Raw genomic sequence first — 25,864 nt, forward strand, 5'->3', positions numbered from 1 at the left:
TAGCGCCGCGCCAGAGACCCGTGGATGACCCTGCGCTACCACCAGTCGGTGCGTCCCAATCGGAGTTCGCATGTCCCTGTCGCTGCTCAGCCGTTACGCTTTTTTTGCCTGTTGCCTGCTGCTGACCCTGCTTAGCCTGGCCTTTCTCCAGCAGCCCGGGGTGTGGCTGCTGAGCCTGATCGGTGGCCTGTTGAGCCTGGTCGGCATCGTCGACCTGCTGCAGACGCGCCAGGCGGTGCGGCGCAACTACCCGATCCTGGGCAATATCCGCTATCTGGTCGAAAGCATTCGCCCGGAAATCCGCCAGTACTTGCTGGAGGCCGACGGCGAACAACTGCCGTTTTCCCGCTCCCAGCGCTCGCTGGTCTATGCGCGGGCCAAGAACCAGGGGGCGGACAAGGCCTTCGGCACCCTGCTGGACGTCTACCAGACCGGTTTCGAGTTTATCGGGCACTCCATGCGTCCGGCCGCGCTTCAGGACCCTGACAGTTTCCGGGTGACCATCGGCGGCAGCCAGTGCACGCAGCCGTATTCGGCGTCGCTCTTCAACATTTCCGCCATGAGTTTCGGCTCCCTGAGCGCCAACGCCATTCGCGCGCTGAACAAGGGCGCCAAGCTGGGTAACTTCGCCCATGACACGGGCGAGGGCAGTATCAGCCCCTACCATCTGGAGCACGGTGGCGACCTGACCTGGGAGCTGGGCAGCGGTTATTTCGGCTGCCGCACCGCCGCCGGCCTGTTCGACCCCGAACGCTTTGCCGCCCAGGCCCGCCTGCCCCAGGTGCGGATGATCGAGATCAAGCTGAGCCAGGGCGCCAAGCCCGGCCACGGCGGCATCCTGCCCAGCCACAAGGTGACCCGTGAAATCGCCACCACGCGCGGCGTACCCATGGGCCAGGATTGCGTCTCGCCGTCCCGCCACAGCGCCTTCGATAGCCCAACCGGGCTGCTGCACTTCATTGCCCAACTGCGCGAACTGTCGGGCGGCAAGCCGGTCGGCTTCAAGTTCTGCCTGGGTCACCCTTGGGAATTCATGGGGATCGCCAAGGCCATGCTGGAAACCGGCATCCTGCCGGACTTTATCGTGGTCGATGGCAAGGAAGGCGGCACCGGCGCCTCGCCGGTGGAGTTCAGCGACCATATCGGCGTACCGATGCGCGAAGGCCTGCTGTTCGTGCACAACACCCTGGTCGGCCTGAACCTGCGCGAACAGATCAAGCTCGGTGCCAGCGGCAAGATCGTCAGCGCCTTCGACATCGCCAGCGTACTGGCCATCGGCGCCGACTGGGCCAACGCCGCCCGCGGCTTTATGTTCGCCATCGGTTGCATCCAGAGCCAGAGCTGCCACACCAACAAATGCCCCACCGGCGTCGCCACCCAGGACCCGCTGCGACAGCGCGCCCTGGTGGTCGAGGACAAGGCCCAGCGGGTCTACAACTTCCAGCGCAATACCCTCAAGGCATTGGCCGAGATGCTGGCGGCGGCGGGCCTTGCCCACCCCGCCCAGCTGGATGCGCGTCACCTGGTGCGGCGCACCTCCGCCACCGAGATCAAGTTGTTCTCCCAGCAACACGTGTTTCTCGCGCCAGGCGTGTTGCTCAGCGGCAAGGTCGACAGCGAGTTCTACGAACGCATGTGGAAGATGGCCAGGGCCGACAGTTTCGACGCGGCGCCGGCCTGAGTGCCGAACTGAGTTAAACCGCCCCTTTAACCGCTAAAAAACCTATGCGACCAAGGTCACGCTTGCGCTCGGAGGCTCTACTCCGCTAGTTTCGCCGCCCTCGCGACGCGCCCTGCGCGTTGCCCTGCGTCCACCCCCCCACAGTGCATTCGGCCCTGCGGGCCGGGCGGGCGCCGCCTCTTCTCCAGGACCCGCCATGAAACCGGTTGACCGCGTCATGCAAAGTTATGGCCGCTGCTGCGCCAGCAACGGCTTTTTCGATACTTTTTACCGCTACTTCCTTGCCAGTTCGCCGCTTGTGCGCGACACCTTCGTCAATACCGACATGCCCGCGCAGAAACGCCTGTTGCGCCAGGGTATCCTCAACCTGGTGATGTTCGCCCGCGGCATGCCGGACACCAAATTGCGCGCCCTGGGCGAGACGCACTCGCGCCATGGCTTCAATATTCGTCCCGAATTGTACGACCTGTGGCTCGATGCCCTGCTGCTGACCATCGATGAGCATGACCCAGCGGTGGACGCCGACACCCGCAGTGCCTGGCGCAAGGTGCTGACCCTGGGCATCGAGGTGATCAAGTCCCATTACTGATCTTGACGGCGCGCAACGGGCGTGCAAAAACAGTCCCTTCGGGGCCGCTCCGCAGGCCTCACAGTGGTTATCCCACAGGGGCTAGGACATGGCGCTGCACAGCTGGCTGCTTTACCTCACCGCCGTGCTCGGCCTGTCGCTGACACCCGGCCCCAATGCGCTGCTGGTGCTGAGCCACGGCGCACTCTACGGCGCGCGCAAAAGCTGCTGGACCATCGCCGGTGGCGCCTTGGGTTTTATCCTGCTGATCGGGCTTTCGATGCTCGGCATCGGCACGCTGCTGCAGGCGTCGGCGGAACTGCTGACGGTGCTCAAGTTACTCGGCGCGGCTTACCTGATCTGGCTGGGCATTCAGCTGTGGCGGGGGCCGCCGCTGCAGCTGACGCCCGTGCAGCCTGGCCAGGCCTTGTCGGGTCCGGCGCTGCTGCGCCAGGGCCTCTGGTCCGCCCTGTCCAACCCCAAGGTGATTCTGTTCTTCGGCGCCTTTCTGTCGCAGTTCCTCGACCCCGAGCGTGACCTCTGGCTGCAGTTTGCGGTAATGGCCTTGACCTTCACCCTGGTGGAAGCATTGGTGGAATACCTGCTGGCGCGCCTGGCCCACCGTATTCGCCCCTGGCTGGCCCGCAGTGGCAAGGGTTTCAACCGTGTCTGCGGCAGTCTGTTCGCGCTGATGGGCGCGGCCTTGCCCATGACCCGCTGAAGCGGCTCTGTAGGGCATACAGCTTGTGATACGGCCCTGACACCACAGCGACTGGGGTGCAGCTACGGGACTCGAATGGAAGTCTAAATTTACAAAACCGCGCGGCGCTCGGTGCGCCGCGCGACAGGCCGTGACAGATCAGTCGAACCAGCTGGCGATCCAGGCCCAGAGGTTGGTAAAGAATGCCTGGATATTGGCCCAGGCCTCACTCAGCCAGGTGGAGATGGATTCCCAGGCCTGGGTCAGAAACTCGGAAATCCGCTCGAACAAGGCGCTGAAAAAGTCAGAAATGCATCCCATCTGGTATGCCACGGCGCCCTGGATGCCGGGTTCTTTTTCGCCCAGGGCAATGGCCTCATCGTAGAGCTTATCGAGATCGCGGCTGGCCTCGCTTTTCGCCGCATCGCGTTGCTGCTCCAAGGTTTTTTTGAATGCATCGACCGCCGCCGGGCCGTTGCCAGCTTTTCTGTACCCCTCCAGCGCACCGACGATGCCGTTTTTGATCGTGGCGCTCTCATCCTGGGCCAGGGATTGAGCCAGCAATTTCAATTTGGCCAGCCCCTCGCCTTTGGCGCCCTTGGCGGCCTTGGCGGCGGCCCCCAGATAGGTTTGCAGCTTGGCCGTGGAGGGCACAAACGCCTGCGGGCGCGCCTGCCCCAACGCACTTTTGTGGTACTCGCGCATTTCATTCATGACAGTGGTGAAGTCGCTCATGATCGAATCCTTTCGGGTGACAAGGAAACCTTGTCGGGGTGGTTGTTGGAAGAGCGCCCGTTGGGCCTCTCGACTGCGTCAGGGCATCGAATCCACTCACGCCAACACCTGGTTGCTGGATTCATGGCTGCCTTATGAACCGCACGACCCATCCCTAAACTCGATACATACGCCTCGTTTACCATCGGCCCAATGGCAGGCCGACCCGGCAAGGGTTTGAACACGGAAGCGGTCAGGTTCGAAAAGGCGCTGCCAGCGCACCTGCTGGACAGGCAGCACGTCGAAGCCTAGCCCTGGCGCAGGTATAGCAGGATTCAGGGGCGTTTCAAGCGCGCGAGGCGACCCCGACCGGCCACTGCACCACGCCACGTGGGCGCCGCGGTCGGCAAGCGGGCGTCCAGGCGGATCGACGGGCGCCTTGCGGCGGAAAAACCCTCTACAGTCATCCTGACCTTCACGTTGTCGCGAGCCGCCATGCCCAAGGGCCTTGTACTGTCGCTGGTTTGCCTGCTGCCACTGGCTTTCACGGCGCTGCCCTGCGCGGCGGCGCAGGAAGTGACGGCCTGGACCTACCACCAGATGCCGCCCTTGCTGGTGGACCTCGACAACCGTCAGGGGCTGTCCTTCGATCTGCTCGAATTGCTCAATGACCATCCAGACAACCGCCAGCGCTACCACTTCAGCTTGCTCTACCTGCCGCGCAAACGCCTGGACATGACCCTGGTCGGTCCTTCAAGCGGATTGGTGCTCTGGGCCAGCCCGGATTTTTTTCCCGACACCCCTGCCCCGCTCTACCACTGGCTGCCGAGCCTGCTGACCGATCAACAGGATTTCCTGTCGCGGGTGGACAGGCCCTTCGACTACCAGGGGCCGGACTCCTTGCGCGGACATACCCTGGGCGGGGTGCTCGGTCACCGCTACCAGGGCCTCCAGACCGTTATCGAGAATGGCGCGGTGCAACGCGAGGACGTGGCGCTCGACCAGCAAAACCTGGAGAAGCTTCTGTCCCGACGCCTGGACCTGATCCTGATTCCCCATTCGACGGTGCTCTTCTACAACCGCCAACAGGATTTGAGCGGACGCCTGTATTTTTCGCCTGCACCCCTGAACCGGTTCAATCGTCAGATGCTGCTCAAGTACCCCGCAGACCCCGAGCTGGGCGACTTTCTCGAGAAGGCGATCAGAGCCTTGCCGCAGGACCCCAAGTGGCTGGCCCTGCTGAAGCACTATGGGCTCGATTGATAGCCCGCCATTGGTCTGCTCGCCGCCGCTTTCGGTGCGGCCCGTACCCTCAGAGAAACATTCCGCCGGAGGCCTCGATACGCTGCCCGGTGATCCAGCGGCCACCGTCGGTCAGCAACATCGCCACAGCCGCACTGATATCCTCCGGTAGGCCGGCGCGTCCCAGGGCCGTATTGGCGGCGACAAAGGCATTGAGCTCGGCATTGTCACGCACTGCGCCGCCGCCAAAGTCGGTTTCGATGGCGCCCGGGGCCAGCACATTGGCGGTGATCCCACGCGGGCCCAGTTCCTTGGCCAGGTAACGGGTCCAGACCTCGACAGCCCCCTTCATCGTCGCGTAAGCGGCGTAACCCGGCAGGCTGAAGCGCGCCAGCCCGCTGGAGACATTGACGATGCGGCCCTGGTCGGCGAGCAACGGCAACAGCGCCTGGGTGAGGAAAAAAGGTCCCTTCAGTTGAACGTTCATCAGCAGGTCGAACTGTGCCTCGCGGGTTTCGGCGAAGGCGGCGCGGACACCGATGCCGGCGTTGTTGATCAGAAAATCCAGCCCCTCGCGGCCGAAGGTCTGCTTCAGGCCTTGGCTCAGCTGCGCGGCGAAGGCGGCAAAGGTGCTGCTGTCGCCGACATCCAGGGCCAGCATCAGGGCCCGCCCACCGCCCTGTTCGATGGTCTCGGCCACTCGCTGCGCCTCGTCGGCGCGGCTGTGGTAGGTGCCGATGATATCGATGCCCTGGGCCGACAGGTGCAAGGCCATTTGTTTACCCAAGCCGCGGCTGGCGCCGGTGATCAGTGCGATTTTACGGTTCATGCTGGAGCTCCGGATGTCATGAGGAAGGTCCACAGGCTATTGTTCACATGAAAATGGATAAAGCCGCCATTTTCAGAAACACTGATCGTTTAACCCGAACAATCCAGGAAAGGTCCCCCGGTGAACAAACTGGAGCTGTTGCGCACATTCGCCCGTGTCTGCGAACTGTCGAGTTTTACTCAGGCGGCCGGTAGCCTGGGCTTGCCCCGTTCCAGTGCCTCCGAGCAGGTGCAGACGCTGGAAGCGCTGCTGGGCGCACGCCTGCTGCACCGGACCACACGCAAAGTGCAGCCGACGCAGGACGGCCTGGTGCTGTATGACCGTTGCAAGGAACTGCTGGTGCAGATGGACGAACTGGAGGGACTGTTCCGCCAGGACGGTCGCGCGTTGGTCGGTCGCCTGCGTGTCGACATGACCACCAGCCTGGCCCGGCGCGTAGTGGCGCCGCGCCTGGGCGAATTTCTCGACCGGCATCCGGCCCTGGAGATCGAGATCAGCAGCAGCGACCGGCGCGTCGACCTGGTTCGCGAGGGCTTCGACTGCGTGGTCAGGATCGGTGAACTGCGCGACGCCAACCTGGTGGCGCGCCCCCTCGGTCAGTTTGTTCAGGTCAATGTCGCCAGCCCGGCTTACCTGGAGCGCTATGGCACCCCGTCGACCCTTGACGACCTCGCCGCGCACCGGCTGGTGCACTATGTGTCGGTGCTGGGCAACCGCTCGGCCGGCTTCGAGTACCAACTCGACGGTAAGACGCAGTACCTGCCGATGGCCGGCAATGTCACGGTCAACAATATCGATGCCTACCAAGGCGCCTGCCTGGGCGGGCTGGGCATCATCCAGGCACCCCGGGCCGGCGTCCACGAATTGCTGGCCAGCGGCCAACTACGCAGCCTGATGGCCAACTTCGTTCCGGCGCCCCTGCCGGTCAACCTGCTCTACGCCCATCGACGCCACCTGCCGCAGCGCGTGCGGGCCTTTATGCAGTGGCTGGAGGAGCTGATCGCCGAGGAATTGCTGGCCTAGGGTTTTGCGAAGGTTCGCCGTGCTCCGAAGAACGCCAATATGCCCGAAATCGGCACTAACAAGAGCGTAAGGATACCGCCACCCAGGCGGCAAACGATGTCGGGAAGGACAAATTCCTGGCCACAGACCGTGCTGGAAATGGCGCCCAGGTGCTCCGATGCGAGGATAAGCGTGGCGTACGAAACCAGCAGGCCGATGGCGATGCAGGCAATGAGCTTCATACCAGAGTCCTATGGGCAATATTTGCAGGCCAACACACTACTTTATCGCATCGCCAAATGGCGATGCGAAAGGCATATACGTCATCGACTCTGGGACCGGGCACTCAGGCCTCGACACTGCTCCACTGCTTGTTCAGGCGTTTATCCGACACCGCCAGCTTGGTGCCCAACTGCTGGGCATAAAGCGAAACGCGGTACTCCTCGAGCATCCAGCGATACGCCTGCAGCTGCGGGTCGCGCTTGCCTTCCTGGGCGTGTTTGCTCAGGCGGGCCTGGTACTGCGCCCACAAGTCGGCCAATTCAGCGCTCCAGACCCGATCCTTCTGCAACTGGGCACTCAGTTTGTCGAAGCGCTGCTCGATGGCCTTGAGGTAGCGCGGCAGCTCCTTCAGCCATTCGCCGGGCGTCTCGCGCACGAACCCCGGGTAGACCAGGTTGCCCAGCTGCGCCTTGATATCGTTGAGCGCCACGGCCTGGGCCAGGTCGATCTTGCCCTTGAAGCGCTTTTGCAGGCCGTGCCAGAGCTTGAGGATGTCCAGGGTCAGGCGCGCCAGGCGTTCGGCATGCTCACTCCAGGCGCCGCGTTTCTTCGCCGCCAGGGCCGCCAGCGCCTCGCCATCGCGTGGCAACGGCGACTCGCCCTCAAGGATGCAGCTGTCCAGGCTGGCCAACAGGATATCTTCGACCAGCGCCTCGACCCGCCCCAGCTCGCGGTGCAGCAGGCCCAACTCGGTCAGTCCCGGCAGCTTGCCGCGCAGGAACTTGGCCGGCTCGGCCAATTGCTGCAGCAGCAGGCGCTGCAGGGCGCGGCGGTGCTGGTACTCGGCTTCGACCAGGGTCGGGAAACGCCCCTCCTTGACCGTGCCGCCCTCTTCCACCAACGCGGGATAGACCGTCATCGACAGCCCGGCAATCTTCTGCTGGGTCTTTTCCGCCACCTGAGCAAATGCCTTGGCCTCCACCGGGCGTTGGTTCTGCTCGGTGCGCGGCAGCGCCAGGGCATGCTGGCTGGCCTCGGCGAAACGCCCGGTCAGCTCGGCCAGGTCACGGCCCTCGCCAAGAAACGCACCCTGACCATCGACCACTTCCAGGTTCATCCTCAGGTGCGCCTCGAGCTGTTGCTCGGCCTCGCTCCAGGCGGCCTCCTCGACCCGTGCGCCAGTCATGCGCAGCAGCTCGCGACCCAGGGCCGTGGTCAAGCCCCCCTCGGCGAACGGGATACGTTGCAGGGCGGCCTTGACGAAGTCCGGCACCGGCACGAAGTTCTTGCGCAAGGCCTTGGGTAGGTTGCGCACCAGGGCCACACATTTGCCCTCCAGCACCCCCGGCACCAGCCACTGCAGGCGCTCGGCCGGCAACTGCGGCAACAACGGCGCCGGCACCCGCAGGGTCACACCGTCACGGGGGTGGTTGGGCTCGAAGTGGTAGCTCAAGGGCAGGGTCAATTCGCCCAGTTGCAGGGTGTCCGGATACTGCTGGGCGGTGACCTCCTGGGCATCGCGGGCCAGCACGTCCTCCTCGCGCATGATCAACACTTGTGGGTTCTTCTGGCTCTCGATGCGGTACCAGCTGTCGAAGGTCGCAGTCTGATGGATCTCCGCCGGCACCCGCGCCTCGTAGAAGGCGTACAGGGTTTCCTCGTCGGCGAGGATATCGCGCCGGCGGGCCTTGGCCTCCAGCTCGTCGAGTTGCTCGAGCAGCCGCGCATTGGCACTCAGGCACCTGGCCTTGGACTGGATCTCGCCGCGGACCAGGCCCTCGCGGATAAACAATTCCCGCGACGCCACCGGGTCGATGGGACCGTAATGCACCGGACGCCGGCCGATGACGATCAGGCCATACAGGGTGACCTGTTCGTAGGCCACCACCTGCCCGCGTTTTTTCTCCCAGTGCGGCTCGAAATGGTTCTTCTTGACCAGGTGCCCGGCCAACGGCTCGATCCAGTCGGGCTCGATCTTGGCCACCTGGCGGGCATAGAGTTTGGTGGTCTCCACCAGTTCGGCGGCCATCAACCACTGCGGGCGTTTCTTGCCCAGGCCCGAGGACGGGTGGATCCAGAAGCGCCGTTGGCGCGCGCCCAGGTAGTCGCCGTCCTCGGTCTTTTGCCCGACCTGGCTGAGCAGGCCGCTAAGGATCGCCTTGTGCAGTTTGGGGAAGTCCGCCGGCTCGGTATTGACGGTCAGCTGCAGTTCGCGGCAGATCAGGCTCAACTGGCGATGGGAGTCCCGCCACTCGCGCAGCCGCAAGTAGTTCAGGAAGTTCTTCCGGCACCAGCTGCGCAGCGGGTTGGCGCCCAGCGCCAGGCGCTGTTCCTCGAAGCCGCGCCAGAGGTTGACCAGGGCGGCGAAGTCGGTGTCGCCGTCCTTCCACTGGGCATGGGCCTGGTCCGCCGCCTGCTGGCGCTCCGGTGGACGCTCGCGCACATCCTGCACCGACAGCGCGCTGGCGACGATCAGCATTTCCTGCAAGCTGCCCTGCTTGGCCGCCTCCAGCAACATGCGGCCCAACCGCGGGTCCACCGGCAGGCGCGCCAGCTGGCGGCCCATGGGGGTCAGCTGGTTCTCGCGGTTGACTGCCGAGAGTTCCTGCAGCAGGTTGAAACCGTCGCTGATGGCCTTGCCGTCCGGCGGCTCGATAAAGGGGAAATCCTCGATCTGGCCCAGGCGCAGGTGCAGCATCTGCAGGATCACCGCCGCCAGGTTGGTGCGCAGGATCTCCGGGTCGGTGAAAGCTGGCCGGCCGTTGAAATCCTCTTCGCTGTACAGGCGCACGCACAGGCCTGGCTCGACCCGCCCGCAACGGCCCTTGCGCTGGTTGGCGCTGGCCTGGGACACCGCCTCGATCGGCAGGCGCTGGACCTTGGCGCGGTAGCTGTAGCGGCTGATGCGCGCCGTGCCGCTGTCGATCACGTAGCGGATCCCGGGCACGGTCAGGGACGTCTCGGCGACGTTGGTCGCCAGCACGACCCGACGCCCCGGGTGGGACTGGAAAATCCGCTGCTGCTCGGCCGGCGACAGCCGCGCGTACAGCGGCAGGATCTCGGTGTGCTTGAGTTGCGCGCGGCGCAGCATCTCGGCCGCATCGCGAATCTCGCGCTCGCCCGGCAAGAACACCAGCACGTCGCCCGGGCTTTTGCCCTCGCTGCGCTCCATGGCCGCCAGTTCGTCGAGGGTGGCGAGAATCGCCTGGTCCACCGACAGGTCGTCCTCGACCCGATTGCCCTCCTCGTCCTGCTCGCTGGTCAGCGGCCGGTACCAGGTGTCCACCGGAAAGGTGCGGCCGGACACCTCGATGATCGGCGCATCGTTGAAGTGCTCGGAAAAGCGCTGCAGGTCGATGGTGGCCGAGGTGATGATCAGCTTGAGGTCCGGTCGCCGGGTCAGCAGGGTCTTGAGAAAACCCAACAGAAAGTCGATGTTCAGGCTGCGCTCGTGAGCCTCGTCGACGATGATCGTGTCGTATTTTTCCAGGTAACGGTCGTGCTGGGTCTCGGCCAGCAGGATGCCGTCGGTCATCAGCTTGATCAGGGTGTTGCCCGCGCTCTTGTCCTCGAAGCGCACCTGGTAACCGACCAGTTCGCCCAGGGGCGTGCCGAGCTCTTCGGCGACCCGGGTGGCCACGCTGCGCGCGGCGATCCGTCGCGGCTGTGTATGGCCGATCAGGCCGAACTGACCGCGCCCCAGCTCCAGGCAGATCTTCGGCAACTGGGTGGTCTTGCCCGAACCGGTCTCGCCGGCGATCACCACCACCTGGTGCGCGGCGATGGCCGCCTTGATCTCGTCGCGTTTGGCGGCGATCGGCAGACGGTCGTCATAGCGGATCGACGGCACGCTGGCCCGCCGGGCCAGCACCTGGTCGCAGGAGGCCTGCACCCGCGCGGCCCATTGCGCCAGCTTGGCCTCGTCCGGAGTCTCCTTGCGCAGCTCGTGCAGTTGCCGGCGCAGGCGATGGCGCTCGGCAAGCATGGCCTGGTCGAGGTGCTTCAGCAGTTGGTCAATCTCGGGCATCGCGTCGGTCATCAGGCAGCCGTCGGGCCCGCCAGCGCGCGCCCCTCAAAAATGAAGGCCGCGATTGTCGCAGATTTAGACCCGCCAACACGATAGAACCGCGCGTGACGTAGGGCGGCCTCGGCGGGTTGTTCAGCGACAGCCCGCCACCTGGCGGTCTGCAGACGGATCGGCACCCGTTCGCCAGACGCTGGCCCAGCGCCCTGGGGTGTTATCCTGCGGGGCTGGACCATCGCCTGGTAGAACGACCATGAGTTTCGTGACGTCCCGAACCATCCTCTTCGGCGATTGCGACCCGGCGGGCATCGTCTACACCCCGCGCATCGCCTACTTCGTCATCGAGGCGATCCATGAATTTCTCACCCACCGCCTGGGCGCGCCCGGACTGCGCAGCGTCTTTGCGATGGGCGTGCTGCCGCCCGCCCGGGCGCTGTCCATCGAATTTTTGGGAACCATGAGTTGGGACGACCTGATACAGGTCAGCGTATGCAGCGAAGAGCCGCAAACCAGCTCCTTCAGCTTTACCGTCGAGGGTCGCGACGCCCGTGGCGAGCTCGCCTTTCGCGCCGCCATGACCCAGGTGTGCATCGATCCGCAGAGCAAACGCCCGGTGCCACTGCCGTCCGCACTTCGCCAAGCATTGACCAATCACCAAGCGTAGGGTGGCCTCGGCGGGTTGTTCAGCGACATCCCGCCACTTGGCCGGCCTAGGCCCCGAACCGTTCCCTACCCGCAAATGAAAAACCCCGCCGAAGCGGGGTTTTGTCCTGGCCAGCGCGGCTTATTTCTTGCCCAGCTTTTTCAGCTCTTCATCACGCAATTCGCGGCGCAGGATCTTGCCGACGTTGGTCATCGGCAGCCCCTCGCGGAACTCCACGGAACGCGGCACCTTGTAGCCGGTGACGTTGGCGCGCATATGCTCCATCACCTGTTCCTTGGTCAGGGTCACACCCGGCTTGGCGACCACGAACATCTTGATCGCCTCGCCGGATTTCTCGTCCGGAATGCCCACCGCAGCGCACTGCAACACACCCGGCAGGGTGGCCAGCACGTCTTCCAGTTCGTTCGGGTAGACGTTGAATCCGGAGACCAGGATCATGTCCTTCTTGCGGTCGACGATGCGCATGTAACCGTCTTCCTGGATCACCGCGATGTCACCGGTCTTCAGCCAGCCCTCGGCATCGATCATCTCGTCGGTGGCTTCCTGGCGCTGCCAGTAGCCCTTCATCACCTGCGGCCCTTTTACGCACAGCTCGCCGATGGCGCCGATCGGCAGGTCGTTGCCCTCGTCGTCGATCACCTTGCACTGGGTCGACGGCAAGGGAATGCCGATGGTGCCGATCTGGATACCACTCAAGGGGTTGACCGACACCACCGGGCTGGTCTCAGTCATGCCATAACCTTCGCAGATCGGGCAGCCGGTCACTGCTTTCCAGCGCTCGGCGGCGGCCAGTTGCAGGGCCATGCCACCGGACAAGGTCAGTTTCAGCGCGGAGAAATCCAGCTTGCGGAAATCCTCGTTGTTGCACAGCGCGACGAACAGCGTGTTGAGCCCGACAAAACCGGTGAACCGGTACTTGGCCAGGTCCTTGACCATGCCCGGCAGGTCGCGCGGGTTGCTGATCAGCACGTTGTGGTTGCCGATCAGCATCATCGCCATGCAGTGAAAGGTGAAAGCGTAGATGTGGTACAGCGGCAGCGGGGTGATCAGGGTCTCGCAGCCTTCGTCCAGGTTCGCGCCCATCAAGCCCTTGCACTGGAACATGTTGGCGATCAGGTTGCGGTGGGTCAGCATCGCGCCCTTGGCCACCCCGGTGGTGCCGCCGGTGTACTGCAGCACGGCCACGTCGCCGCTGTCCGGGCTGGCTTCCCGTACCGCCTGGCCACGGCCCTTGGCCAGGGCATCGTTGAGCTTGATGGCCTGCGGCAGGTGATAGGCCGGCACCATCTTCTTCACGTACTTGACCACGCTGTTGATCAGCAGCCGCTTGAGCGGCGGCAGCAGGTCGGCGACTTCGGTGACGAACACATGCTTGATGCCGGTCTTGGGCACCACGGTTTCGGCCAGGTGGGCCATATTGGCCAGGCAGACCAGGGCCTTGGCTCCGGAGTCGTTGAACTGGTGTTCCATTTCCCGCGCGGTGTACAGCGGGTTGGTGTTGACGATCACCAGGCCGGCACGCAAGGCGCCGAAGACCACCACCGGGTACTGCAGGACGTTGGGCAGCTGCACCGCGATCCGGTCGCCCGGCTGAAGGTCGGTGTGTTGCTGCAGGTAGGCGGCGAACGCCCCCGACAGTTCGTACAGTTCACCGTAGGTGAGTGTCTTGCCCAGGTTGCTGAAAGCCGGCTTGTTGGCGAAGCGTTGGCAGGACTGGTTCAGTACCGCCTGAATATTCGGGTACTGGTCGGGATCGATCTCGGATGAGACCCCGACAGGGTACTTGTCCTTCCAAAAATTTTCGGTCATGGAAGCCCTCTCCTAAGCAACAGCTGATCGTCACCGCGCGCAATGGCGGTTGTTTTTTGTGGTTATCGACTTTTTATGCCGCCAGACAGACAAAAAAGCGGGCCGAGAGTAGCAGCTTTGCCTAGGAGCGACCAGCACCAAACCTGGCCTGCACGGTCATGAAAATGACCAGAAGACCGACTCCTGGTCACTTTCGGAATAGACGCCCCGCACCGGCAAAAGGCACAGGGTCGGGCCAGGGCCTATGGACATTTAGCATCGCGGGGTGCGTTACCGCGCAGAAGGTGCCCAGACCAGGCGCGGCCGTGCGGGGAGTGTGGACAGGCCCTCAGGCGATATCGCGCAATTCGCGGCGCAATATCTTGCCCACCGGGGTCATGGGCAGCGACTCGCGGAACACGATGTGCTTGGGCACCTTGTAGCCGGTGAAGTTTTCCTTGCAATAGGCCTTGATTTCCTCGGCAGTCAGGCCCGCTTCGCGCGGCACGATAAACAGCTTTACCGCTTCGCCCGAGCGTTCGTCCGGCACGCCGATCACGGCGCAACTGGCGACCTTGGGATGGGCCATGACCACGTCTTCGATCTCGTTGGGGTAGACGTTGAAGCCCGAGACGATGATCAGGTCCTTCTTGCGGTCGACGATCCGCACGAAACCGTCCGGGTCGATAATGGCCACGTCGCCGGTCTTGAACCAACCCTCGGCGTCCAGCACCTCGGCCGTGGCTTCCGGCCGCTGCCAGTAGCCCTTCATCACCTGCGGGCCCTGGATGCACAGCTCGCCGCGCTCGCCCAGGGGCTGCTCGACGCCGTCGTCATCGATCACCTTAAACAGTGTGTTGGGCACCGGGATGCCCACCGTGCCCAGGCGCATCAGGTCGCCATAGGGGTTGGTGCTGGCCACTGGCGAGGTCTCGGTCAAGCCATAGCCTTCGACCACCGCGCAGCCGGTGATGCGCTGCCAGCGTTCGGCCGTGGCCTTGACCAGGGCGGTGCCGCCGGAGTTGGTGACCTTGAGGTTGGAGAAGTCCAGGTTCTTGAACTCAGGATGATCCATCAGCGCGACGAACAGGGTGTTGAGCCCCAGCAACCCGGAAAAGCGCCACTTGCCCAGTTCCTTGATAAACCCGCCGATGTCCCGCGGGTTGGTGATCAACACGTTGTGGTTGCCGTTGACCATCATGCACATGCAGTTCGCGGTGAAGGCATAGATATGGTAAAGCGGCAGGGGCGCGATCATCACTTCCTGCCCTTCCTTCATCAGCGGCTGGCCATCGGGCCGCGGCTGTTTGAGGCAGGCATCGACCTGCTGCATGTTGGCGACCAGGTTGCCATGGGTCAGCATTGCGCCCTTGGCCACCCCGGTGGTACCGCCGGTGTACTGCAGCACCGCGATGTCGTCGAGGGTCAGTTTGACCGGTTTCAGGCCATTGCCCTGGCCCTGAGCGAGCACCTGCTTGAAGGGCACCGCCTGGGGCAAGTGATAGTCGGGGACCATTTTCTTGACGTGCTTGACCACGCTATTGATCAGCCAACCCTTGAGGCTCGGCAGCAGGTCGCCCATGCGCGCCTCGATCAGCACCTCGATGTCGGTATCGGGGAGCACATCCTGGACCAGCTTGCCGAACAGGTTCAGGTAGACCAGGCCACGGACCCCGGCGTCCTTGAATTGGTGGCGCATTTCCCGCGAGGTGTACAGCGGGTTGGTATTGACCACGATCAGCCCGGCGCGCATGGCGCCAAACACGGCGATCGGGTATTGCAGGATATTGGGCATCTGCACGGCGATGCGGTCGCCGGGCTTGAGGTCGGTGTGCTTTTGCAGGTAGCCGGCAAAGGCCGCGGAATGCCGATCCAGCTCGGCATAACTCAGGGTAATCCCCAGGTTGCTGAACGCAGGGCGATCGGCGAATTTCTTGCAGGAGCGCTCGAAGACCTCGACCACCGACTTGTAGGCCCCTACATCCACGGTATTGGGCACGCCGGCCGGGCGTTTATCGCTCCAGAAATCAGGTTGCATTATTATTGTCCCCTTGCCCTGAAAAGATCTGGCCCGCATGCGCGGGGCTCACGGGAACTTAACAGCTCTGGGCGTCCAGGCAAATACTCGACAGCGCGTCATTTGCGCTGTGAATCTCCAATCACCCGCCAAGGCTGGGAAAAGTCCGCGGCCTGGCTCTACAATGCGCCGAGCCCCCGCGGGGCGTCGGCTCCGCCGAGACGCCGCACAGGGTGCAGGCCCGCCATATACCCCGCCCAAAGTTCGGATCGACCGCGGACGGCCAGAAGCACGACAAGGCAACCCGCCACTGCACAAGGACCCGCCATGCGCCACGACGCTTTCTGGCTCACCGCCAGCGATGCCGCCTCCCTCTACGTCAACCACTGGTTCGGCGAGCAGCCACCCAAGGCCGTGGTGATGATCGCCCATGGCATGGCCGAGCACAGCGCACGCTATGCCCGCCTGGCCCAGGCGCTGGTGGACGCCGGGTACGCGGTGTACGCCCTGGACCAGCGCGGGCATGGCCATACGGCGCAACGGGGGGTGCTGGGGCACTTCGCCGACCAGGACGGCTGGCGCAAGGTGGTCAATGACCTGGCCAGCCTCAATCACCATATCCGCCAGCAGCACCCGGATGCGCCGATCTTCCTGTTCAGCCACAGCATGGGCAGCTATATCGGCCAGGCCTACCTGATGCAGCACAGCTGCAGCCTGCAGGGCGCGGTCCTTTCTGGCTCGAATTACCAGCCCACGGCGCTCTATCGCATTGCCATGCTGGTCGCCCGCCTGGAACGCTGGCGCCAAGGACCGACCGGGCGCAGCGCCCTGCTCGAGTTCCTCTCGTTTGGCTCTTTCAACAAGGCCCTCAAACCGACCCGCACCGCGTTCGACTGGTTGAGCCGGGACCCGGCGGAAGTCGACAAGTACGTGCAGGATCCGCTGTGCGGCTTTCGTTGCACCAATCAGCTGTGGCTCGACCTGCTGGGCGGCCTGCAGCAGATCACCCCGGTGCAACAGCTGGCGCAAATCGACACCGCGTTACCCCTGCTGGTGATCGGCGGCAGCTGTGACCCGGTCAGTGATGGCAAACGTCTTGAAGACCTGGCCTCGGCACTGCGCCAGGCCGGCAACCGCAGCGTCGAACTAAAGGTGTACCCCGACGCCCGCCACGAGCTGCTCAACGAGAGCAATCGCGAGCAGGTGACCCTCGATCTGATCCATTGGCTGGATGCCCAGCTGGCCCACAGCCGGCAGTGCCCAGCCCCCGCCCAGGAGCGCCCATGAGCCAGAGCACCAACACTCCCTACGACGACCTCGTCGTCGGCCAGACCGCCCAGTACAGCAAGACCGTGGAGGAACGCGATATCCAGTTGTTCGCCGCCGTCTCGGGCGACCATAACCCGGTGCACCTGGACGCCGAATACGCCGCCGGCACCCTGTTCAAGGAGCGCATCGCCCACGGCATGTTCAGCGGCGCCCTGATCAGCGCCGCGGTGGCCTGCGAGCTCCCGGGACCGGGCACTATCTACCTCGGTCAGACCATGCGCTTCACCCTGCCGGTGAAGCTCGGCGACACCCTGACCGTGCGCCTGGAAATCCTGGAAAAACTGCCGAAGTACCGCGTGCGCATCGCCACCCGGGTCTTCAACCAGCGCGACGAGCTGGTGGTCGACGGCGAGGCGGAAATCCTCGCCCCGCGCAAGCTGCAAACGGTCGAGCTGACCGAACTGCCCCCTATCCGGATCGGCTAAGCGCCGCAGTCGGCGCCGCCTCGCGGCGCCAGATCCCGGCGACTCAGGGCGCGGCCGGTTCCTCGACCCGCACGCTGGCGGTCATGCCGGCACTGAGCACCAGTCCCGCGGGAAGCGGATCCAGGCGAATGCGCACCGGAATGCGCTGGGCCAGCCGCACCCAGTTGAAGGTCGGCTCGACATCGGCCAACAGCTGCCCGTCCGGGCTGGCATTGCGGTCGGTGATACCACGACTGATGCTTTCCACCTGGCCACGCAAGGGTTCGCCCTGGCTCATCAGCCAGACCTGTACTGGCGCCCCCGGCTGAATGCGCGGCAGCTTGGTTTCCTCGAAATACGCCTGGATATAAAACGAACGGTCATCCACCAGCGCCATCACCGCCTGGCCGGCAGTGACGTAGTTACCCTCGGCCAGGCGCAGGTTGGTGATATAGCCGCCACGCGGGGCCCGCACTTCGCTGCGGGCCAGATTCAGCTCGGCCAGCTTGACCTGGGCCTGGGCCTCACGGAATTCGCCACGGGCGATAGCGGCGTTGATCTGGGCGTTTTCCTGCAGCTCGGCGCTGATGGCCTGGGGCCCCAGGTGCGCGCGGCGCGCGGCCTCGTGCTCACGCAGGCGCAGCTGCTGTTGGCGCGTCGCGGCCACCGCCTGGGCCCGCTCCAGGGCGGCCTGGTAGCGCGCCCGGTCGACGCTCAGGAGCAGGTCGCCGGCCTGCACCGACTGGTTATCCTGCACCTTCAGCGCCAGCACCCAGCCGGACACGTCCGGGGCGATGCTCACCACCTCGGCGCGTACCCGCGCGTCGCGGGTCCAGGGCGACTGCAGGTAGTACTGCCACAACCAGTGGCCGGCCAGCAGCGCCAGTACCAGTAGGCCCAGGGTGATCGTCAGCCGAACGGTCAAGCGCATAAATCTCTCCTTCAGATGGACAGGCTGTAGACCAGAGCGGCCAGCACGCAGATATACAGCGCGCAATCGAACAGGGCCGGGTGCCAGATCCAGCGGGTCAGGCCGGTCCGCTGCAGGCCCAGGCGCAGCAGCCCGGTCACCAGCAACGCCAGTACGGCATACAGCAGCAGCGGGCTGAGCAGCACGCCGCCCAACGCCCATTCACGCAATGCCATGGGGGTTCTCCTGGGCGGCGCACCAGTGCCGCCAGCTGTGATTCAACTGCAACAGCGCCGCTTCGGCCAACCGCCAGCGGGCCGTGACCGGCAGAACCCGCAGGCACTCGAGCAGCGCCTCGACGGGCGCCTGCAGGGCCTCGCTCCGGGCCGTCCCAGGGCCTGCCGCCAGCACCGGACGCAGCTGTCGCCAGAAGCGCACCTGCGCCTCGTGCAATGGCGCCGGGGCTTCGGCCAGGCAGACCCGTAGGTGCAGCAGCTCATCGCCCAGGTCCAGGCTGGCGAGACCATCGTCCCAGCGGCTGCGGGTCTCGCTCGGCAGTCGCGGGTAATGCCGTGCCAGCTGCAACAGGCGATCGGCGATGCGCCCGCCAAACCAGGTTTCGGCCCCGGCCAACGGCCGCGAAGTCAGCCGGCGAAGGTCCTCCAGGGTGGCGCGCAGCAAGCGCCGCGCATGCCAGCCCGGGTGATGCAGCACCACCAGACGCAGCGCCAGCACCGCACAGCCCACCCCGATCAACAGGGCCAGCGCCTGGTTGAAAAACAGCGCGACGTCGTAGTGCACGGCCTGCTGTGGCGCGCACAGGACGATGAAATGCAGGCAAAAGGAGGTGGCGGTGGCCGTCAGCGCCGGCTGGGCCATGGCCAGGCTGCCGAGGAACAGCGGCACCCCCAGGCCCAGGCAGAGCAGGACGAAGCCACTCCACTGCGGCAACAGCAACTGCCCCACCAGGAACGCCACCGGCAGCGCATAGAGGATCCCGCGCAAAAAGCTGAGACCGATCCGATCGGCATTGTCGCGGCTGGCGAACAGGCTGCTGACCACGCTGGCCAGCAGCAGCGCGGAGCCCGCCGACGGCCAGGCACTGTAGCGCCAGAACAGCGCCAGTACGCCGAAGGTCAGGGTGCTGCGCGTGCCGTAGACCAACGCGGTCTGCAGGTCGCGGTGCCAGGACAAGGAGGCCGGCGCAGCGACGGGCGCGCGGCCCAGACGCACCGCCTGCAGGGCCTGCTCGGCCTGCAGGTACTGGTGCAACAGCAGCGCCAACCGCTCCAGGCAAAACGACCAGGCGGGCGCACCCGCGGGGTCTTGAGCCGCCTGGCGCAGGCGCGTGCGCAAGGCTTGCACCGCCTCGGACGACACCCCGGTCAGGGCCGCGCGCACTTCCTCCAGCCAGGGCGCCAAGGCCATTACCTCGGTACTGGACAGGTGCTCACGCTGGCGCGCCACGCCACGCGCCAGGCGCAACAGCCCGAGCAGGTCGGCGGTGAGCTGGCGCAACGCGCCCGACCGCTGGCGGCCCTGCTCGCCTTCGAACAAGGCATGTTCCCGCTGGACCTCGACAGCCAGCAGCCGCCCGAGCACCTCGAGCAGTCCTGCTCGGCCGGCAGGCGCCGCACCCAGCGCGGCCTGCACCGCGGCCAGCCCGGCGCGCCAGGCGAGTTGGGCCTGGGCCGCCAGTTGCCGCTGCACCGGCTGCGGCCACAGCAGGGCACTGCTGGCCGTGGCGCAGAGAATGCCAAGGGAAATTTCCGTGCAGCGCGCCACCGCCTGGTCGAACACACTCAGGGGTTGCGCCAGCGCCGGCAGGCCGATGATCGCCACCGTGTAGCCAGCCAGCACAAAGGCATAGGCCCAGGCGCTGCGCCAGAGGGTCGAGGCCGCGGTGCACAGCCCCAGCCACAGCGCCACGCTGAGCAAAAACAGCTCTGGTGCCTGGGCGAACAGGCCCATCAACAGGACGGCCATCAGGGTGCCCACCAGGGTTCCCAGCAGCCGGGCCAGGCCCTTCTGCAACACCATCCCGGACAGCGGCTGGGCGATGATAAAGGCTGTCATCAATGCCCACTGGGGCTGCTCCAACCCCAGGCGCAACGCCAACCAGAGCGCCAAGCCAGCCCCCAATAGGGTCTTGACGGCGAACTGCACGGCGCTGAGGTCGGGGGCGAATACTGCCTGCAAGGTGGCGCGCACGGATAAACCCGGTGAAACAGAAAGAGGGAAAAGCAGCGACTTAACATTCAAGCTAATAATTAGCCAGCTAATGATAAAGCATCGATCTCCCGTGCGCTACCAGCTCAGGACGCCAGGAAACGCCGCAAACAACGGTCCTCGTCTTCCCGGGTCTGGCAGTGGTAGGTCTGGCCGATCATGCTGCGCAGAGTCTCGCCATCCGGCCCCACGGCCTGTTCGGCCAGGCCCAGGTCGACCGCCTGTAGCTGTTCGTCGCGCAGCCCGCCGCGCGGCATGGGATTGATGCTCCAGATGTCTTCGAGACTGACCACCTGCCCGTTGGACAGGCGGATGCGCGCGAGCATCAGGGTCAACTGGATGGTGTCCACGCCGCGCTGCAGCGCGGCGAACAGCTGCGGGTCGATGCGCACATCGAGGATCGGCTTGCGCTTGAAGAAGGTCAGGTCACAGGGTTGGCCGGTCCTGGACAACTGGACGACCTGTTGCCCGAGCAGCCCCATTCTCGAACCGAACTCCTGCCTGACCTGCTCTCTCGAGTCGTCCATCGGACACGCTCCATGTTGCAACGGGTGGGTGCAGCTCGGAACCCGCCCCTCCATGAGCAGACTCCTTTGGCGAACACCACGGGTGGAGCGCCAGAGGGCGACTCGCAGCGCCCATCATACCCGCCGGATTTCTTTGGCGTCAGAATATTGCCATAGGCCCGGTGTGATCGCCTGGGAGCAGTATCGACCGTTGCCATGCGCCCCGGCAAGCTAGCCCTTAGGACAGGCCAAGCCAGACGGGTTGGGGGCGAAGAAACGCCCAAAAAAATGGGCAACCGAAGTTGCCCAAATGCCTTGCGTGCTCGTGCCAGCGCCGCCCGGCGGCGCGCGACTTGCTCCCTCAAACAGGCCGGTCAGCCCTGCTTGCGTTTGTGCGAGTCTTTCCAGATGAAATAGGTAAAGCCCCCGAAAAAAGCGAACATCAGGCAGACGGTGCCGACTCCGGCGAGTACCACGGTATCGATGAACATGCCTGACTCCTTTTTGCGATCCGGTAGGGAATGGCGCCAAGGTAGCCGGGGGCCGGCTGGCCTATATTGACCGGGATCAATAACCACCGCGGGGCCGCGGCAAAGGGTGGAGTTCCCTGATCCAGGTCAATTAACGAGGGGGTTGCTCAGGACTTCTTCGGCTTCTTGCCTTTGGATTTTTTGCTCGGCTTGGCCAATGGCAGCGCCTGCTCGAACGCCTCGCGCACCTGGTTCAGGCGTTTGTCCTTGAGGTCGTGAACGCGCTTGTCGCGTTCGGCCGCGAAATCGATCAACTTGTCGTCGTCACTCATGATTGCCCACTACGCAGAAAACGGAAGGTCAGGTTCAGACGCGGCGCGCAGTGCTTGCGGGTTCTGGCCACCTGGTGTTGCCAATGATGCTGGGTCGCGCCGGCCATGACCAGCAAAGATCCATGGGTCAGCGCCACTGAATGCTCGATCCGGCTGACACCCTTGCGGCGCAGGTCGAACCGCCGCTCACCGCCCAGGCTCACCGAGGCGATCAGCGGATTGCGCCCCAGGATCGCCTCGTCGTCGCTGTGCCAGCCCATGGCATCCTGGCCGTCCCGGTAGAGGTTGAGCAGCACCCCGTTGAGCCGCTGCCCGGCTGTCGCCTCCACCCGCTGGCGAATCCCGTTCAGCAGGGGCGTCCAGGGCAAGGGGGCATGACTGATACCGGAATAGCGGTAGTGGCAACCGGCATCGCCATACCAAGCCAACAGTCGCGGCACCGGATGGCGGCGGCCATACAGCCGCACCTCCGGCTGCTGCCAGGCCGTATCGGCCAGCAACTGCGCCAGCCAGTCATCGGCCAGGGCGGCGTCGACCCAGCCGGGCACCAGGCGCAACTCGGTATCGGGCAAGGACAAACAGGCATCGGCGAACAGCTGCATGGGCGTCTCAGGGCGGCGGCAGGCCGCCAGCGCGACCAGAGGGGTGGATTCTAAACCAGCCATCGCGGCCGCGGCTCACCTACCCTAGGCAAAACGCTTCGCTGAAGCCTGCAGGTCAGGCGGGGCGCTTTGGTAGGGCGGGTGGAACCCGCGCGTTTTTGCGCAGTTTCGGCTCTGTCTCGTGGGCCTAGGCGCCCAACGGTCAGTTGCAAACCCAGCCAGCCCCCGTCACACCTCGACATCCACCCAGAGCCCCTGACGCGGCAGCTCCTCGAGCAGGGCTTCGTCGCCCTTGTCCACCTCGCCCTCGGCCAGTGCCTCGGCGCTGTAGCCACGGCGTCGCTGACGCCGGCGCTGCTCATCGCGCCATTGCTCGACGGCGTCCTGGGGATGGCGCTTGTCCAGGGCCACGGCGCTTTCATTGGCCCCCGGCTGGGGCGGCGCCACCGGGGGAATGTCCGGCGTGGGCTTGATCACATCCTGCTGCACCGTCACTGGTGCCAGGCTGTGGGGAATGGGCAGTAACATGGTGGGTATCCCTCCTACCCGGGATGTCGGCCGCCGCCGGCCAGGCTTTAGCCCTGTCATCGGGTCGACCCGCCGTGCAGCAGGCAGGCTCGCTACACTTTCGACCCATATCGGCACAACTAGTGTCATCGCACCTTTGGCCTGGACGCCAGGTTCCGTTACCATAGTCGGCTTTTTCACCGCGGGAGACAGGCATGGCGCAGTACGAACCGGGGCAACGCTGGATCAGTGACAGCGAAGCGGAGTTGGGTCTGGGGACCGTTCTGGTACAGGACGGACGCATGCTCACCATGCTCTACCCGGCCACCGGCGAAACCCGCCAATACGCCACGCGCAACGCGCCGCTGACCCGGGTGCGGTTCTCCCCGGGTGACGAGATCACCCACTTCGAAGGGTGGAAACTCACGGTCCAGGAAGTCGACGACGTCGACGGCCTGCTGATCTATCACGGCCTGAACGCCCAGCACCAGGCGGTGACGCTGCCGGAAACCCAACTGTCCAACTTTATCCAGTTTCGCTTGGCCAGCGACCGCCTGTTCGCCGGCCAGATCGACCCGCTGCCCTGGTTCGCCCTGCGCTACCACACCCTCGAACACAGCAGCCGCTTGCTGCAATCCTCGCTCTGGGGCCTGGGCGGCGCTCGCGCGCAGCCCATCCCGCACCAACTGCATATCGCCCGCGAAGTGGCCGACCGCATCGCCCCACGGGTGCTGCTGGCGGACGAAGTGGGTCTGGGCAAAACCATCGAGGCCGGCCTGGTGATCCACCGCCAGCTGCTTTCCGGCCGCGCCAACCGGGTGCTGATCCTGGTCCCGGAAAACCTCCAGCACCAATGGCTGGTGGAGATGCGCCGGCGCTTCAACCTGGAAGTCGCCCTGTTCGATGCCGAGCGTTTTATCGAAAGTGATGCCGGCAACCCGTTCGAGGATGCCCAGCTGGCGCTGGTCGCGCTGGAGTGGCTGTGCGAGGACGACAAGGCCCAGGGCGCGCTGTTCGCCGCCGACTGGGACCTGCTGGTGGTCGACGAAGCCCATCACCTGGTCTGGCACCCCGAGCAGGTCAGCCCCCAGTACGCGCTGGTCGAGCAACTGGCCGAAGTGATTCCCGGCGTACTGCTGCTGACCGCCACCCCTGAACAACTGGGCCAGGACAGCCACTTCGCGCGCCTGCGCCTGCTCGACCCGCATCGTTTCCACGACCTGGCAGCCTTCCGCGCCGAAAGCGCGCACTACCGCCCGGTGGCCGAGGCCGTCCAGGAATTGCTCGACCAGGGACGCCTGTCGCCCAAGGCGCACCAGACCATCCACGATTTCCTCGGCGCCAGCGGCGAGGCCTTGCTGGCCGCCGTGGCCGACGGCGACATCGACGCCTCCGCGCGCCTGGTGCGTGAGCTGCTCGACCGCCATGGCACCGGGCGCCTGCTGTTTCGCAACACCCGCGCCGCGGTCCAGGGTTTTCCCCAGCGCCAGCTGCACCCCTATCCGCTGACGTGCCCGGATGCCTACCTGGAGCTGCCGTTGGGCGAGCACGCCGACCTCTACCCGGAAGTCAGCTACCAGGCGCAGCCGGAGGCCAGTGAGGAGGAACGCTGGTGGCGCTTCGACCCGCGGGTCGACTGGCTGATCGATACCCTGAAGATGCTCAAGCGGGTCAAGGTCCTGGTGATCTGCGCCCATGCCGAAACGGCCATGGACCTGGAGGACGCGCTGCGTGTGCGCAAGGGCATCGCCGCCACCGTGTTCCATGAAGGCATGAACATCCTCGAGCGCGACCGCGCCGCGGCCTATTTTGCCGACGAAGAGTTCGGCGCCCAGGTGCTGATCTGTTCCGAGATCGGCAGCGAAGGCCGCAACTTCCAGTTCGCCCACCACCTGGTGCTGTTCGACCTGCCGGCCCATCCGGACCTGCTGGAACAACGCATCGGCCGTCTGGACCGTATCGGCCAGAAAAACACCATCGAACTGCACGTGCCGTACCTGGAAAGCAGCCCGCAGGAACGCCTGTTCCAGTGGTACCACCAGGCCCTCAACGCCTTCCTCAACACCTGCCCGACCGGCAATGCCCTGCAGCATCAGTTCGGCCCGCGCCTGCTGCCGTTGCTGGAAAGTGGCGATGACGGTGAGTGGCAAAGCCTGGTCGACGAAGCCAAGGCTGAACGCCTGCGTCTGGAAGGCGAATTGCACGCCGGGCGCGACCGCCTGCTGGAGCTCAACTCCGGCGGTGCCGGCGAAGGCGAGCAACTGGCCGAGGCGATCTTCGAACAGGACGACGAATTCGCCCTGCCGATCTACATGGAGGAGTTGTTCGAGGCCTTTGGCATCGACAGCGAAGACCACTCGGAAAACGCCCTGATCCTGCGCCCTAGCGAGAAGATGCTGGACGCCAGTTTCCCCCTGGGCGACGACGAGGGGGTGACCATCACCTATGACCGCAACCAGGCCCTGGCCCGCGAGGACATGCAGTTCCTGACCTGGGAGCACCCCATGGTGCAGGGCGGCATGGACCTGGTGCGCTCCGGTTCGATGGGCAACACTGCGGTGGCGCTGATCAAGAACAAGGCGCTCAAGCCCGGTACCGTGCTGCTCGAACTGCTGTATGTCAGCGAAGTGGTGGCACCACGCGCCTTGCAGCTGGGACGCTACCTGCCGCCCGCCGCGCTGCGCTGCCTGCTCGATGCCAACGGCAACGACCTGGCGGCCAAGGTCTCGTTCGAGAAGCTCAACGACCAACTGGAACCGGTGCCACGCGCCAGCGCCAACAAGTTCGTCCAGGCCCAGCGCGACGCCCTCAACCCGCTGATCAATGCCGGTGAGGCCAGGATCAGCCCCCGCCACGCCGAGCGGGTGGCCGACGCCCAACGCCGCCTGGCCGCCGACACCGACGAAGAACTGGCCCGCCTGACCGCCTTGCAGGCGGTCAATCCCAGCGTGCGCGACAGTGAACTGGCGACCCTGCGCCGCCAGCGCGAGCAGGGCCTGGCCATGCTCGACAAGGCCGCGTTGCGCCTGGAGGCCATTCGCGTGCTGGTCGCCGGCTGACCGCCCCCCGGCAACGACAAAGGCGCTCTTCGGAGCGCCTTTTTTATTCTCCAGACCAACGGCGC

At 65.0% G+C, this 25,864-nt stretch carries 23 protein-coding genes; 9 read left to right on the forward strand and 14 right to left on the reverse strand.

The genetic code is table 11. The features are described 5' to 3' along the window. Window positions 1-70 precede the first annotated feature (70 nt). The 3 genes from ABWY06_RS13720 to ABWY06_RS13730 all read left to right on the forward strand — a co-directional run bounded on the left by ABWY06_RS13720 (window position 71) and on the right by ABWY06_RS13730 (window position 2,970). Window positions 71-1,681, forward strand: coding sequence for an FMN-binding glutamate synthase family protein (locus tag ABWY06_RS13720; RefSeq protein WP_353926114.1), 1,611 nt, complete (start codon window positions 71-73; stop codon window positions 1,679-1,681). 196 nt (window positions 1,682-1,877) lie between these two features. Then, window positions 1,878-2,270, forward strand: a complete 393-nt coding sequence (locus tag ABWY06_RS13725; RefSeq protein ID WP_353926115.1) for a globin — start codon at window positions 1,878-1,880, stop codon at window positions 2,268-2,270. Between the two features lie 88 nt (window positions 2,271-2,358). Continuing rightward, the gene (locus tag ABWY06_RS13730) at window positions 2,359-2,970 is read left to right on the forward strand and encodes a LysE family translocator (protein ID WP_353926116.1); all 612 of its coding nucleotides are present in this window, start codon (window positions 2,359-2,361) and stop codon (window positions 2,968-2,970) included. Window positions 2,971-3,108: 138 nt separating this feature from the next. Here the strand turns inward: ABWY06_RS13730 and ABWY06_RS13735 are convergent, their stop codons facing one another. Next, complete coding sequence (locus tag ABWY06_RS13735) at window positions 3,109-3,684, reverse strand: hypothetical protein (RefSeq protein WP_353926117.1); 576 nt, start codon at window positions 3,682-3,684, stop codon at window positions 3,109-3,111. Between the two features lie 474 nt (window positions 3,685-4,158). On the opposite strand from ABWY06_RS13735, the gene ABWY06_RS13740 reads away from it, so the two are divergent. Further along, a complete protein-coding gene (locus ABWY06_RS13740) occupies window positions 4,159-4,926 on the forward strand; it encodes a transporter substrate-binding domain-containing protein (RefSeq protein ID WP_353926118.1) in 768 nt (255 codons plus the stop codon). Window positions 4,927-4,975: 49 nt separating this feature from the next. Here the strand turns inward: ABWY06_RS13740 and ABWY06_RS13745 are convergent, their stop codons facing one another. Further along, entirely contained in the window at window positions 4,976-5,734 is a 759-nt protein-coding gene (locus ABWY06_RS13745) for an SDR family NAD(P)-dependent oxidoreductase (protein WP_353926119.1), read from the reverse strand. Window positions 5,735-5,854: 120 nt separating this feature from the next. Here ABWY06_RS13745 and ABWY06_RS13750 point away from each other — a divergent pair, with 120 nt between their 5' ends. Beyond that, window positions 5,855-6,757 (forward strand): LysR family transcriptional regulator, encoded by a 903-nt coding sequence (locus tag ABWY06_RS13750; protein ID WP_353926120.1) that lies wholly within the window; start codon window positions 5,855-5,857, stop codon window positions 6,755-6,757. Here the strand turns inward: ABWY06_RS13750 and ABWY06_RS13755 are convergent. After that, window positions 6,754-6,978: a hypothetical protein gene (locus tag ABWY06_RS13755; RefSeq protein ID WP_353926121.1), complete on the reverse strand. Its 225-nt coding sequence runs from the start codon at window positions 6,976-6,978 to the stop codon at window positions 6,754-6,756. The two genes, ABWY06_RS13750 and ABWY06_RS13755, sit on opposite strands and share 4 nt — an antisense overlap. Window positions 6,979-7,082: 104 nt before the next feature. Then, complete coding sequence (gene hrpA / locus ABWY06_RS13760; protein ID WP_353926122.1) at window positions 7,083-10,997, reverse strand: ATP-dependent RNA helicase HrpA; 3,915 nt, start codon at window positions 10,995-10,997, stop codon at window positions 7,083-7,085. Window positions 10,998-11,235: 238 nt separating this feature from the next. On the opposite strand from hrpA, the gene ABWY06_RS13765 reads away from it, so the two are divergent. Continuing rightward, the gene (locus ABWY06_RS13765) at window positions 11,236-11,646 is read left to right on the forward strand and encodes an acyl-CoA thioesterase (RefSeq protein WP_353926123.1); all 411 of its coding nucleotides are present in this window, start codon (window positions 11,236-11,238) and stop codon (window positions 11,644-11,646) included. A gap of 120 nt (window positions 11,647-11,766) precedes the next feature. Here the strand turns inward: ABWY06_RS13765 and fadD1 are convergent, their stop codons facing one another. Then, complete coding sequence (gene fadD1 / locus ABWY06_RS13770) at window positions 11,767-13,455, reverse strand: long-chain-fatty-acid--CoA ligase FadD1 (protein ID WP_353926124.1); 1,689 nt, start codon at window positions 13,453-13,455, stop codon at window positions 11,767-11,769. A 328-nt stretch (window positions 13,456-13,783) separates the two neighbouring features. Then, window positions 13,784-15,472 carry a long-chain-fatty-acid--CoA ligase FadD2 gene (fadD2, locus tag ABWY06_RS13775; RefSeq protein WP_353926125.1) on the reverse strand — a complete coding sequence of 563 codons (1,689 nt, stop codon included), beginning with the start codon at window positions 15,470-15,472 and terminating at the stop codon, window positions 13,784-13,786. A 306-nt stretch (window positions 15,473-15,778) separates the two neighbouring features. On the opposite strand from fadD2, the gene ABWY06_RS13780 reads away from it, so the two are divergent. Together ABWY06_RS13780 and ABWY06_RS13785 are read left to right on the forward strand one after the other, a co-directional pair. After that, a complete protein-coding gene (locus ABWY06_RS13780; RefSeq protein ID WP_353926126.1) occupies window positions 15,779-16,738 on the forward strand; it encodes an alpha/beta hydrolase in 960 nt (319 codons plus the stop codon). Next, complete coding sequence (locus tag ABWY06_RS13785) at window positions 16,735-17,205, forward strand: MaoC family dehydratase (protein WP_353926127.1); 471 nt, start codon at window positions 16,735-16,737, stop codon at window positions 17,203-17,205. Before ABWY06_RS13780 ends, ABWY06_RS13785 begins: the two co-directional genes overlap by 4 nt. Before the next feature lie 43 nt (window positions 17,206-17,248). Here the strand turns inward: ABWY06_RS13785 and ABWY06_RS13790 are convergent, their stop codons facing one another. The 8 genes from ABWY06_RS13790 to ABWY06_RS13825 form a co-directional block, all read right to left on the reverse strand. Then, complete coding sequence (locus ABWY06_RS13790; protein ID WP_353926128.1) at window positions 17,249-18,115, reverse strand: efflux RND transporter periplasmic adaptor subunit; 867 nt, start codon at window positions 18,113-18,115, stop codon at window positions 17,249-17,251. 11 nt (window positions 18,116-18,126) lie between these two features. Then, the gene (locus ABWY06_RS13795; RefSeq protein WP_353926129.1) at window positions 18,127-18,330 is read right to left on the reverse strand and encodes a DUF1656 domain-containing protein; all 204 of its coding nucleotides are present in this window, start codon (window positions 18,328-18,330) and stop codon (window positions 18,127-18,129) included. Continuing rightward, complete coding sequence (locus ABWY06_RS13800; RefSeq protein WP_353926130.1) at window positions 18,317-20,305, reverse strand: FUSC family protein; 1,989 nt, start codon at window positions 20,303-20,305, stop codon at window positions 18,317-18,319. Before ABWY06_RS13800 ends, ABWY06_RS13795 begins: the two co-directional genes overlap by 14 nt. Before the next feature lie 104 nt (window positions 20,306-20,409). Continuing rightward, window positions 20,410-20,850, reverse strand: a complete 441-nt coding sequence (locus ABWY06_RS13805; RefSeq protein WP_353926131.1) for a hypothetical protein — start codon at window positions 20,848-20,850, stop codon at window positions 20,410-20,412. A gap of 353 nt (window positions 20,851-21,203) precedes the next feature. Next, entirely contained in the window at window positions 21,204-21,320 is a 117-nt protein-coding gene (gene ccoM / locus ABWY06_RS13810) for a cytochrome c oxidase subunit CcoM (RefSeq protein ID WP_353926132.1), read from the reverse strand. A gap of 146 nt (window positions 21,321-21,466) precedes the next feature. Beyond that, entirely contained in the window at window positions 21,467-21,631 is a 165-nt protein-coding gene (locus ABWY06_RS13815) for a hypothetical protein (protein ID WP_353926133.1), read from the reverse strand. Beyond that, window positions 21,628-22,233, reverse strand: coding sequence for an alpha-ketoglutarate-dependent dioxygenase AlkB family protein (locus ABWY06_RS13820; RefSeq protein WP_353926134.1), 606 nt, complete (start codon window positions 22,231-22,233; stop codon window positions 21,628-21,630). Before ABWY06_RS13820 ends, ABWY06_RS13815 begins: the two co-directional genes overlap by 4 nt. A gap of 228 nt (window positions 22,234-22,461) precedes the next feature. Beyond that, entirely contained in the window at window positions 22,462-22,761 is a 300-nt protein-coding gene (locus ABWY06_RS13825; RefSeq protein WP_353926135.1) for an aspartate-semialdehyde dehydrogenase, read from the reverse strand. A gap of 194 nt (window positions 22,762-22,955) precedes the next feature. On the opposite strand from ABWY06_RS13825, the gene rapA reads away from it, so the two are divergent. Next, complete coding sequence (gene rapA / locus ABWY06_RS13830; protein WP_353926136.1) at window positions 22,956-25,799, forward strand: RNA polymerase-associated protein RapA; 2,844 nt, start codon at window positions 22,956-22,958, stop codon at window positions 25,797-25,799. Window positions 25,800-25,864: the final 65 nt, after the last annotated feature.

The sequence above is a fragment of the Pseudomonas sp. genome, from assembly GCF_040514055.1.
In the GTDB taxonomy this organism is placed as follows: Bacteria; Pseudomonadota; Gammaproteobacteria; order Pseudomonadales; family Pseudomonadaceae; genus Aquipseudomonas.